Source organism: Bradyrhizobium lablabi (genome assembly GCF_001440475.1).
Classification (GTDB): Bacteria; Pseudomonadota; Alphaproteobacteria; order Rhizobiales; family Xanthobacteraceae; genus Bradyrhizobium; species Bradyrhizobium lablabi.
The window spans coordinates 98,550-110,342 of record NZ_LLYB01000131.1 but is presented as its reverse complement, the minus strand read 5'-3'; the positions used below and the strand labels follow the sequence as shown (position 1 = coordinate 110,342).

Sequence of the window (11,793 nt, the reverse complement as noted above, 5' to 3'; positions counted from 1 at the left end):
AGAGATAGAAGAGGTACGGCACGTCCTTCGGCGGGGTCGAATCCTTGAAGGTNGACCTGCAACGCCGTGAACGACGGCTTGGAATAGGTCTGCACCTTCTCGAAGAACGGCAGTTCCTGCAGCTTCTTCTCGATGGGATCCGCGACCTGGGTCTGCATCTCCTGCGCGGTCGCGCCCGGCCAGATCGCCGAGACGTTGACCACCTTCACCGTAAAGAACGGATCCTCGGCGCGGCCGAGCCGCTCATAGGAGAAGAAACCGGCGACGCCGAGCACAATCATCAGGAACAGGACCAGGGTCGGATGGCTCACCGCCCAGCCCGAGAGATTGAAGCGCTTCATGTTACTCTCCAGCTTCGAAATCTGCTTCCATTGACGGGACTAGAACGACAGCGACGACACCACCCGGACCTTCTGGGCCGGATCGAGCTTCTGCACGCCGAGCGCGACCACCTTGGCGCCGTCGTTGACGCCGCCTGCGATCACGACCGCATTGCTCTCGTAGGATTTCACGATGACCGGCTGCAGCTTCACCGCGCCGGCATCGTCGACGATATAAAGCGAGGGATTGCTGCCCTGGCTGAATAGCGCCGACAGCGGCAGCTTTGCGACGCGCTCGGTGGCGGCGTCGGCCAGCGTCAGCGTTGCGGTCATGCCGAGCGAGACCTTGTCGTCGGCCTCCGGCAGCGAGAACTTGGCGAGATAGGTCCGCGTCGCCGGATCGGCTGACGGCGCGATCTCGCGCAACTTCGCGGTATATTTCTTCTCCGCATCCGACCACAGCGTCACGCTGGCGGTGCCGGACTTGGCGCGGCCGACCAGCGTTTCGGGGATCGCGACCACAGCTTCCTTCTCGGCAAAGCGGGCGACGCGGATCGCGGTCTGGCCGGAGGCAACGACCTGGCCGGGATCGATCAGGGTCGCGGTGACGACACCCCGGCTGTCGGCGTGGAGCGTCGCATAAGAGAGCGAGTTCTTGGTAAGTTCGACCTGCCGCTCGGCGCGGTTATAGCGCGCCCTCGCCTCATCGGCGGCGGCGCGGCTCTGGTCCATCTGCGCATCCGTCGTCCAGCCCTTGGAACGCAGATCCTTGGCGCGCTGCTCGGAGGCGGATGCCTGCGCCAGTACGCCGGTGGCGGCGCGGAATTCGGCCTCGGCCTGCTCGGCCTGCAGCTTCAGATCGACTTCATCGAGGGTAGCGAGCGGCTGGCCGACATCCACGGTCTGACCGACCTCGACCAGACGGCGGGCGACCTTGCCGGGGACCCGAAAGCCCATGTCAGTCTCAATCCGGGGCCGGATGGTGCCGACGAAGCTGCGTTCCGGGGTTTCGGCCGCATATTTCACCGTTGCGACCAGGACCGGACGTCCGGGAGCGGGCGCCTCAGCCGCCTTTTCGTTGCAGCCGGCCAGCGCGAACACCGCGAATGCCAGCGAAGCACCAGTCAAGAACTTGTAATAATTGGAGAAAATAGAACGACTGAACATCGGACACTCCATCGCAGGGTCGATGACGAGTGTGTAATGTTCGCTGATGAATGTCAATAATCGTCAGTAGACACTAGTTCGTGAGTTCCGGCGTGATTAACAGGAGGTAACGCGAGCTGTTCGCTCCGGGCGTCGGGGATGGACGTGGCAGGCAGCGCGCCTAGCGACCGTGATCGCGCTTCTCGTCGTGCGTCGCGCCCTGAAGTGGCGCTAGCCGATCTGGTGAGCGCAGCGGCAGGATGGGTAGAGCCAACGGGTCGCGCGAATACGCGCCCGATGGCTCACCCCCTACAGGTTATTTCACGCCGGCGAATTCCGTCTTGGTCTCATGGCCGCCGAGAAACACGAGCAAGCCGGCGACGAGCGGCAATAGCGACAGCACCAGAAGCCCTGCCGAGGTGGAGCCGGTGGCGTCCTTGGCCCAGCCGACGAGATAGGGTCCGCCGAAGCCCGCGAGATTGCCGATCGAATTGATCAGCGCGATCCCGCCGGCCGCGGCCGTCCCGGAAAGCCACGCGGTCGGCAGCGTCCAGAACACCGCGAAGGTGCAGAAGATGCCGATCGCCGCCACCGTGAGCACGATCATCGTTATTGCGGGATCGGTGATGTAGCTGGCAGTGCCGAGCGCGAGCGCGGTGAGCAACAGCGGCCCGCCGACATGAGCGACGCGCTCGCGTGTGGCATCGGAGTGCCGCGCCCACAGGATCATGGCGATGGTGCCGAACAGATACGGGATCGCGGTGACGAAGCCGGTCTGTGCGTTGGTGAGGCCGAAGGCTTTGACGATCTGCGGCAGCCAGAACTGCATGCCATAGAGGGCGCCGACGAAACCGAAATAGATCAGGCTGAGCGTCAACACCTTCGGCGATGACAGCGCCTCGCCGAGCGTCAGGTGCCGTACCGCTTGCTTGGTCGCGATCTCCGCCTGCAGCCTGGCCGAAAGCCATGTCTTCTGCTCCGTGGTAAGCCAATCAGCCTTTTCCGGTTTGTCGGTCAGGTAGAACCAGGTGACGATGCCAAGCAGCACCGAGGGAATACCCTCGATGATGAACAGCCACTGCCATCCCCTCAGGCCCATCACGCCGTCGAGCCCGAGCAGCAGCCCCGAGATCGGCGCACCGATCACGGTGGAGACGGGAACGGCGATGGCAAAGGCAGCGATGAAGCGGCCGCGATATTCGGCCGGGTACCAGTAGGTGAGATAGAGGATGATGCCGGGGAAGAAGCCGGCTTCCGCCACGCCGAGCAGGAAGCGGAGAACGTAGAAGCTCAATTCGCCGCTCACCATCGCCATCGCGGCGGAGATAATGCCCCAGGTCACCATGATGCGGGCGATCCAGCGGCTGGCGCCGAATTTCTCCAGTGCAAGATTGCTCGGCACCTCGAAGATGAAATACCCGATGAAGAAGATGCCGGCGCCCCAGGCAAAGACCAGCGGCGAGAATTTCAGATCCGCATTCATCTCCAGCGCGGCAAAGCCGAGATTGACGCGATCGAGATAGGAAAAGAAATAGGCCAGCACCAGAAACGGAATCAGCCGCCAGGAGATTGCTCGGATGGTGGAAGTTTCGATCTCGCTTTTGGCTGGCGTAGCAGAAGCGAGGGTGGCGGACTGGCTCATGGGTTTCTCCCCGGGGTTTTCTTGTCCCCAACGATTATCGAGCCGCATCACCTCTTGCAACGCGCGATGCCCGCGCTGGCGTAACACGGGCATTCCGTTGGCGAGGGGCTCGTTTCGATGCGCTGCAGGTCTTTGCGGTTGGCTTCGTGAACAACCCCAGATCAGACGCCGCGACCAGGAAGCTGGCTACAACGCTCGGTCAGCGCGCGGTCTCTTTTGCAGAATTGGCCGTAACCAAGGATGACCAGGCCGGAAAGCGCAACGCCAGCAACACGTACGAACCAGAAGTGCCTATCAATAAAGGCCAGCTCGCGCGGGCGATGGCCGTAAATCCAGGCTTCATAGGCCCCGACAAGCCCGATCAATGTAATCANTCGCAATTGCGACCTAGAGCAGCGTCTCACGTCGACGATCACCCACGCACCANCCTAACAACAACGTCGTAACATTTCCACTGCGGCCAAAGAAATAGGAGCCAAAGCCCATATTGGATCGCAAACTGCCACTCGAAATGGGAGGCGTTGACGATGGTGTGCGACACGAAGTCAGCCATGAAACCCGATGGTCCATTCAAGACCAGCGCGGACCAAAACAGATAGTCAAACAGCCACGGCCCGTGCCCAACGGCTCGGAAATATGGTTCGTCCGTACTGACGGCATATATGAAGATGCCTGCCACGAGCAAACTGTTCAATCGAATGATGTTGCGGATCGACATCTGCGTGGCAGCCTGGCAGCTAACTAACGATGCGAAGCAAGGATAACCCAAATCAAGCGAAGAACGAAATTCACGCTCGCGGGTCGCGTCGCAGCGCCTGGCCCGCGCGGAATCTCACGGCGATGAAACTGGCCTGTGCCGGCCCTTGGAAACGTGACGCTCACTCCCCCAACTGAAACCGCTCGAACCGATCCAGCTCTTCCTCGATGCGGCGCTTGTAGTCCTTGCGCGCCGCCCTCGCCGCGCCCTTGCCGACCCAGCTCCACTTCTGCATCAGCAGCTTCTTGTTCTGGCGGTCGGTCTTGATATCGATCGCGGCGACGATGTCTTCGCCGACCAGCACGGGAAGCGCGAAATAGCCGAACAGGCGCTTCTCTTTCGGCACATAGGCCTCGAAGCGGTGGCCGTAGTCGAAGAACAATTCGGTGCGCTTGCGCTGGATGATCAGGGGATCGAACGGCGAGAGGATGTGCACCGGGCCATTGCCGGCCTCCACGGACGGATTCGCCTCCAGCACTTCCGGCCTTGCCCAATGTTCCTGCTTGCCGGCGCCTTCGAGCGCGACCGGCACCAGTTCCTTGCGCCGCACCCGCGCCTCGACCAGCCGCCGCACCGCGGGCTTGCTCGGCGCGTCGAGATGGCAGATGGAATCCAGGCTGACGACGCCCTGGGAACGCAACGCACGATCGAGCAGATAGGCGGTGATTTCCGCCGACCTTGCCGGCTTCGGCGGCTTGTCCCAGCCGAAATGCCGCGCCATCAGTTCATAGGTCTTGAGCATGCCGGTGCGTTCGGAGATCGTCACCTCGCCGGTATAGAAGGCCAGCTGCAGCGCCCGCTTCGAGGGTTTGCGGCTCTGCCACAGATGTTCCTTCTCGGTCAGCACGTCGTCCTCGATGTCGCGGATCGTCAGCGCGCCGTCGCGCCGCAACAGCCGCATCACCTTGCGGGTATCCTCCGGCTTGACGGACGCTAACCAGCGGTGCCCCTCGCGGCGGGCCTCCCGCATCGCCGGAACAAAGAACCGAAAATCCTTCGCCGGCACATAGGAAAGGGCATGCGTCCAATACTCGAACACGCTTTTGTCGACGCTTTGCGCCTGGCGCAGGTCGGCGCGGGTGTAAGCCGGGATGCGGCTATAGAGAATGTGATGATGACAGCGCTCGATGACGTGGATGGTGTCGATCTGCACGTAGCCCAAATGATCAACCGCCGCCGCGACGGCTGGCGGTCCGGCGCCGAACGGCTCGCTGGTATCGAGCCGCTGGGCCTGCAGCCAGATTCGCCGGGCCTCAAGCTTGGTCAGGGAACGGGGTTCAGTCGCGCGGGGCATCGCGCGGCAATGTATCGGGATTCGCGCGCCTTGGGAGTCCCGGGTTCCCGGCCAGCCGCCTCGCGGCGCGAACTCACCTTTCGCGCTTCGGCCGTTCGCCCACGCTGCCGGTTGCGATCTCGGCCTCGCAGGAGGCGCGGCCGGGCTGGGGCGCATGGCATTTATAGACTTGGCCGGTGAGACGATCGACCAGCCACGCGCTCTCCTCCGTCGGGCTTTCGAACCCGACATAGCGGCTGCCGAGCGCGTTGATCAGCGTCGACAGCAAAATTGCAGCGGCGATCATCGCCGCGCCGATCAGTGTTGGCATCGAACTTCCGGAACCGGCAGGCTCCGATGCGCCGGTGCGATAACCTAGATACTCACGCTGACGCTTGACTGACTGTAACACCCGCCCCGCCCGTTTGGTTGCGCCGAACGATTTTGTATTCGGATTTTTTGTGAGTCGTTTTGCTAGAAGTGCATCTGGCCGATTTGTTGTCCACAGATCGGCGCTGACGCGACGGTCCACCTTTTTTCTTTTCCTGAAGTCGTCAGCGCGAATGGATGACACGCCACGCACCGTAGAACTACGTGCTGCAGCGCGTCGGGATCGCCATGTTCGGATAGCGGTTGCGCGTGGTCTCGGTCGACTTGCCGGAAGCTAATGCCTGAGCCGGCACTGGGGTGTTCGACGCCGGAACAGCACGACGGCCGAGGTCGATACGTCGCGCTGAATCTTTGGGAAGGTCAGTGAACCCATTCCGTCCGCTCGACCGCGTGATTCAAATCACGCAAGCAAGGTCGGATGAATCGATGCGCGGAACATTCGACGGCGGGCAAGGCGACCTTGCGCGGCCTCCAACACCTTGCGGCGCCTATTGAAAAGTCCGCTCCCTGCCGAAAGCCGGCCTTAACCAATGTGATCTGAGTCACATTGCACACTTTGAACCCGTCCTATCGTCGCAGCATCAAAACGTCATGCACGCCAGTTTGCAGGCGTTAACAACTGAGGATTAGGACAATGACCCGCTTTGTTTCGATCATGACTATCGGCGCCGCGCTGTCGATGACGGCTGGCGTCGCTGTCGCCGGCGACACCGTCTCGGCCGACAAAATCCTGGACGCCCTGAAGCCGAAGCCGGTCGTGACCCGTGGCCTGTCGACCGGCCCGCAACAGCCGGTGGACGTCGCCGCAAAGGCCAAGGAATCCAACTTCGTCGACACGCTCCGCAACCGCAAGACCCGGTCGCTGTCGCTCGGCGAGCGCCAGGAAATCGCGGAACTCGCCGCAGGCAAGCCGAAGATCGATCTCGAAATTCAGTTCGACTACAACTCGGCCGACATCAGCAAGAATTCGGTTTCCGCCGTGCAGGAACTCGGCAAGGCGCTCTCCGATGCGAGCCTGAAGGGTTCGACCTTCGTGGTCGCCGGTCATACCGACGCGATCGGCGGCGAGGCCTATAACCAGGATCTTTCCGAGCGCCGGGCCGATACGATCAAGCGGTACCTGACCGAGCAGTACGGCATCGCCGGCTCCAATCTCGTGACCGTCGGCTATGGCAAGACCAAGCCGAAGGATGCGAATGCGCCGATGGACCCGACCAACCGCCGCGTTCAGGTCGTCAACATGGACACCAAGACCGCCGCGAAGTGAGGTCTTGCAAGATCGATCCGCCTGCCGCCTGCGGCAGGCGGATTTTCTATTGGCGGATAGAAATCACCGAGGACGACGCTCCAGCCCGTCGATCTACGACTTGTCGAGGATTTCCCTGATCCTTGCCGCCAGCAGGGCCTGGGTGACCGGTTTCTGCAGTAGCGACACGCCGGGGTCCAGCCGCCCCTGATGCACGATCGCATCCCGCGAATAGCCGGTCATGAACAAGACCCTTAAGCCCGCCTGGCGATGATGCAGTTGGTCGGCCAGTTCGCGGCCGTTGAGGCCGGGCATCACGATATCGGTCAGCAACAGATCGATCCGGAACGGATTGGCATCGAACAAGGCGAGCGCGGCCGAGCCGTTCGCCGCCTCGCGAACCCGGTAGTTCAGGTCTTTCAGCGTCTCGACCAGGTACGATCTCACATCGCACTCGTCCTCGACCACCAGGACAGTTTCGCTTCCCGAACTTCCGACAAGAGGGCCCTCGCCCTGTCCGGCGATCTCGGGTGCGGCAGCGGCACGGGGCAGATAGATCCTGATGGCTGTTCCATGCCCGACCTCGCTGTAGATCTTGATCTCGCCGCCGGACTGCTTGACGAAGCCGTAGACCTGACTCAATCCGAGACCGGTGCCATGCCCCGGTTCCTTGGTCGTGAAGAACGGATCGAACGCCTTCTCCTGCACTTCTCGCGGCATTCCCGACCCGGTATCGCTCACGGCGATCAACACGTATTCCCCGGCCGGCACACCTGCGTTCCGTTGCGGATAGCCCTCGTCGACGGAGACATTGCTGGTCTCGATCGTCAGCTTGCCGCTGCCCGCCATCGCGCCGGAGATTTTGGCGCTCATGGCGTCCTTGGCATTCACGACAAGATTGAGAATCGCCGCTTCCAGCTGGCTGGGATCGACCTCGACCTGCCAGAGGTCGGCGCCGCCGACGACTTCAAGGTCGATCGTCTCACCTAACGTCCGCCTGAAGAAATCCGACATGCCGGCGATCAGCTGATTGACGTTGGTCCGTTTCGGATCGAGCGGCTGCCGGCGCGCGAATGCGAGCAACCGCTGCGTCAACATCGCCGCGCGCTGCGCGCCGTTCGCCGCGTTGGCGATCACCCGCGTCAGCCGTTCGCGGGTGGCATCGCTCCACGAATGCAGGCAGCGATCGGCGATCTCGAGATTGCCGCTGATGATCGTGAGCAGATTGTTGAAATCGTGCGCCACGCCGCCGGTCAGATGTCCGATCGCTTCCATCTTCTGCGACTGCCGAAGCATGTCCTCGGCCTCGCGCCGGTACATGCCTTCCTGAGCCAGGGCGATCTCGGCCGCCCGCAACTGCGACGGCGAAGGCAACGCGAGCACCTTCGGCAACAGCGGCCACAGCATTGCTGCCGTCACGATCGACGCCGCCGCCGTCATCGCCTTGACGATGCCTTCGAGGCCATAGACCGGATACCAGAGCGTAACGATCGACATCACATGGCCGACGCCGCAAGCCATGATGAAGAGCGCGAATGCCCAGAAGACCCAGCCGAAGTCGACATCGCGGCGCTTCGAGACGAAGATCGAAAGCGCAACCGGGATCGAGAAATACGCAGCGGCGATGATGACGTCAGAGGCAACATGGAGCCAGATCAGCTGGGGTTCCCACAGCAGGCATATTCCATGCGGCGCAAACATCGATGAATCGAGCAGACGTTCAAAGAAGGCCCACATGCCGTTCGTTCCTTTAAACGGGGATTCGAGCGACTCATACAGCGATGAATCTACGGCGAGCCCATAACCCGTACAAGTGGACTACTCGGGTAACCAATCGTTAAGCGTGGCGCCGAACGACAGTCTCAAATCCAGTTCTGGAAGATCATCAGGCGACTGAATGTCGCCATCGACGTACCTATGAACGCGGCCGATATCGGCAACATTGCGGCGAATCCAACAAAACCGATTCCGACATAGGCCCATAGCAGCCATGCCGGCGTGCTGCCGCGTTTCAAGGCATAGACCAGCGCAAGGCTCGCGGTGGTCGCCGCCGGAAGATAGTAATAGATGAAGCCGAGCGTTCGCGGCAGCAGTGCCCATGCGAGGTACGGGCCGAAATAGAATGCCAGCACCAGAAACGCATCCACCCGCCGCGTCACGATCCAGTCGCGCAGGCAGATCAGAAGCGCGATCAGCGCCGGCCACAGGATCAGCGGATTGCCGAGGAAGACCACGGCGGCGATCCGGTCGTCGCCGATCTTGTCGAAGAGATACCAGACCGGGCGCACCAGGAACGGCCAGGACGGCCACGAACTCATATAGGTGTGCCCCGCGATCGCGGTCGTGGTGTTGTCGCTGAAGATCCGCCGTTGCGCCTCCAGGATGTTCGTAACCGACAATCCGTAGAGCGGAATGAAAGTCGCGAGATAGACGGCCGCCGGAATCAACACGAAGCAGGCGGCGAAATGCCGCCACCTGAAATCGGGCCACAGATCGGGTCGATACCAATCGTCGGGCCGCGCATCGGCGAACTGGGTGCGCCAGCCTTGCATCAGGCGGATCACGGCGACGATGGCGATGCAGACCGCGAGCACAAACAGCCCGCTCCATTTGCAGCCGGCCGACAGGCCAAAGCCGACCCCGGCAAGCGCGAACCACAGATGCGGCCGCTGCTGCCGAAAGCCATGCATGAACGCCGCGATCGCGAACAGGCTGAAGGCGAGCGCGAAAATATCCAGCATCGCGATCCGCGATTGCACGAACAGCATCTGGTTGAAGAAGGCGAGCAGGCTCGCTGCGATGGCCGGCCCTTGGGCCGCGAACAGCGCCAGGCCACACAGATACACGGCGACGGCGGCGAGCGATCCGAACAGCACGGCTGGATAGCGCCAGCCCAGCGGCCCGTCGCCGAACGTATGGATCGACAGCGCGATGAGCTGCTTGGCGAGCGGCGGATGCATCGGATTGAGCATCGGCTGTGGCATGACCGGCTCGAGCATCTGCCGCGCTGCCGGAACGTAATGCACCTCGTCGAAATAGAATTTTTCCGGCGTGGTGACGCCGATCAGCATGGCGAAATGCGCAAGAACAAAAATGACGCCGGCGACGATGCCCGTGCGCATCATCGAACCCGGCGGAATGGAAACTGATTGCGTTGCTGGTTTCACGGACGGTTGAGAATCAGGGGTTAGAAGAGATTGCGGCAAAATTGAGTGTGGTTGCTCCAGATTTTTATGTCCATCGCATTGAACGCATTTCGATTTCGCAATCACTAATCGACCGGCGAGTTAGCCATCCGAGTGATAATTCTGCCACATCGCGTGCGCGCGCGATCCGGTACGATATCGGGATAAATCGATCGGTTTTTTGAAATGAATTTCTGTAACGGCTTTGGTTCGCTATCTGCAATTGGCCTGTTGACTGCGTTGATGGCCGCGCCCGCCTGCGCGCAAACGCGCGTCGGTGAGGCCGCCGTCGTCAAGAATGAAGTGCTCCGCGTGGCCGGCCCTTCGACCACGCAGATCGAGGTTGGCGATGGGGTGCTGCGCGACGAGACGGTACGCACCGGAAGCGACAGCGCCACGCGGCTGGTGATGGCCGACAGCACCAACCTTTCACTCGGTCCCAACGCGACGCTCAAGCTGGACCGCACGGTTTTCGATGACGAGCATCACTACCGCGAGGTCGCAATACGCATGACCTCGGGCGCGTTCCGCTTCGTCACCGGGCATTCGGACAAGGCCGCCTACAAGATCACGACACCGCTGGCGACCATTGGCGTGCGCGGCACCACGCTCGATATTCTCTCGCAGCGCGGCCAGACCATCGTCAACCTACGGGACGGCGCGGCTTCGGTCTGCACGGTCAGCTTTGAATGCATCCAGCTTACCCGGCCCGGCGACACCGCCATCATCACATCGAGCGGCGCCGGCGGCAGGTCGACAATCAAGAAGACCAACACGCCACCTTGGACCTTTGCGGCAACCTGCGGCGCCGCAGCCGGGCTCTGCAACACCACGCAATATGCGGATGCGGCCCCTGTCATTGTCGATGACGGCAGCGATCCCACCGGCATGCTGTGCGGGCGCTGACGATGGCAAATGTCTCCCGCCTTCTGCTGCCCGCAGCGCTGTTTCTGTCGCTGCTCGCGGCGCCGTCATCGTCTGCGCGGGCACAGTCGCCGTCGCCCTCGCCTACTCCGGTGGAGGAATGTGTCGAGTGCTACCCGCCGACGCCCACGCCGAGCCCGTCTCCCTCGCCGAGCCCTTCGGCTTCGCCTACACCGACGCCAAGCCCGTCTCCAACACCAGGCCCGACCGCGACGCCGGGGACCAACGCGCCACCATTGGCCACGCCCGGCTCGAGCGCCGGATCGATCAACGACCTCGCCGGGCAGCGCTTCAACCAGATGATCACCAACCGCGTGCTCGGCAACGTGCTGCTGGGGATCAACGAGCAGGTCAATTGCAACGATTGCATCAGCGCGTTCGGTTCGGCGGGTTCATTCTCGGCCGGCATTCACGGCCGCAAGAACCTGACGCCCAATCTGTCGCTGCTGGCCGGTATCGCCTACGCCCAATTCAATGAGGGCGGGTATCACGTCACCAGCGCGCCGATCGGCGCGTTCGCGCTGCGCTACGATTTCGTCGACTGGGGATCGTCGCGGCCGTTCTTCGACATCGGCACCATCCTGTCGCCGTTCCAGAAGGTGCGCTACGCGCGCAGCTATGCGACCAGCCTCGGCGCAGTATCGCTGGAAAGCTCGACATCGAGCGAGAACTACGCTGTGTACGGCCGCGCCGGCTGGATGAGCCGGTTTTCGCCGCGTGATGAAGCCGCAGCCTACGTCGAGGTCTGGCAGTTGTGGCAATGGGTGAAGGGCTATACCGACCCTGCGGCCGCGTTCAATCCGTTCGACGCTTCGATCGCCACGGGGACCGACCGCACCAGCCTCGTCAAGATCGGCGGACAATGGACGCACCTGTTCGGCTCGAGCGTCGAAGCCAATATCAACGGCGG

General features: G+C 62.2%; 10 protein-coding genes and 2 pseudogenes. 3 read left to right on the top strand and 9 right to left on the bottom strand.

The genetic code is table 11. The features are described from left to right. From CQ14_RS48520 to CQ14_RS39095, 7 genes and pseudogenes are all read right to left on the bottom strand, one after another. Positions 1-52 (bottom strand): annotated as a pseudogene (locus CQ14_RS48520) (hypothetical protein); the annotation flags it as partial. Position 53: 1 nt separating this feature from the next. Next, positions 54-341 (bottom strand): efflux RND transporter permease subunit (locus tag CQ14_RS47380; RefSeq protein ID WP_245320877.1); only part of this gene is annotated, 288 nt, incomplete at its 3' end. Positions 342-380: 39 nt separating this feature from the next. Beyond that, positions 381-1,487, bottom strand: coding sequence for an efflux RND transporter periplasmic adaptor subunit (locus tag CQ14_RS39120; protein WP_057863091.1), 1,107 nt, complete (start codon positions 1,485-1,487; stop codon positions 381-383). Positions 1,488-1,782: 295 nt separating this feature from the next. Then, positions 1,783-3,108, bottom strand: coding sequence for an MFS transporter (locus tag CQ14_RS39115; RefSeq protein ID WP_057863066.1), 1,326 nt, complete (start codon positions 3,106-3,108; stop codon positions 1,783-1,785). A gap of 427 nt (positions 3,109-3,535) precedes the next feature. Beyond that, positions 3,536-3,826: hypothetical protein (locus tag CQ14_RS45420; RefSeq protein WP_210183188.1), on the bottom strand; the 291-nt coding region annotated here is incomplete at its 3' end. Positions 3,827-3,986: 160 nt separating this feature from the next. After that, positions 3,987-5,159 (bottom strand): winged helix-turn-helix domain-containing protein, encoded by a 1,173-nt coding sequence (locus tag CQ14_RS39100; protein ID WP_057863063.1) that lies wholly within the window; start codon positions 5,157-5,159, stop codon positions 3,987-3,989. Between the two features lie 73 nt (positions 5,160-5,232). Beyond that, complete coding sequence (locus CQ14_RS39095) at positions 5,233-5,469, bottom strand: hypothetical protein (protein WP_057863062.1); 237 nt, start codon at positions 5,467-5,469, stop codon at positions 5,233-5,235. 693 nt (positions 5,470-6,162) lie between these two features. Here CQ14_RS39095 and CQ14_RS39090 point away from each other — a divergent pair. Beyond that, positions 6,163-6,795: an OmpA family protein gene (locus tag CQ14_RS39090; RefSeq protein WP_057863061.1), complete on the top strand. Its 633-nt coding sequence runs from the start codon at positions 6,163-6,165 to the stop codon at positions 6,793-6,795. A 93-nt stretch (positions 6,796-6,888) separates the two neighbouring features. Here the strand turns inward: CQ14_RS39090 and CQ14_RS39085 are convergent, their stop codons facing one another. Then, positions 6,889-8,511, bottom strand: a complete 1,623-nt coding sequence (locus CQ14_RS39085; RefSeq protein WP_057863060.1) for an ATP-binding protein — start codon at positions 8,509-8,511, stop codon at positions 6,889-6,891. Positions 8,512-8,636: 125 nt separating this feature from the next. Then, complete coding sequence (locus CQ14_RS39080; protein ID WP_430650252.1) at positions 8,637-9,896, bottom strand: phospholipid carrier-dependent glycosyltransferase; 1,260 nt, start codon at positions 9,894-9,896, stop codon at positions 8,637-8,639. Between the two features lie 249 nt (positions 9,897-10,145). Between CQ14_RS39080 and CQ14_RS39075 the strand changes: the two genes are divergently transcribed. Together CQ14_RS39075 and CQ14_RS47375 are read left to right on the top strand one after the other, a co-directional pair. Next, complete coding sequence (locus tag CQ14_RS39075; protein WP_057863058.1) at positions 10,146-10,865, top strand: FecR family protein; 720 nt, start codon at positions 10,146-10,148, stop codon at positions 10,863-10,865. Positions 10,866-10,867: 2 nt separating this feature from the next. Next, positions 10,868-11,793, top strand: a pseudogene (locus tag CQ14_RS47375) (hypothetical protein); the annotation flags it as partial.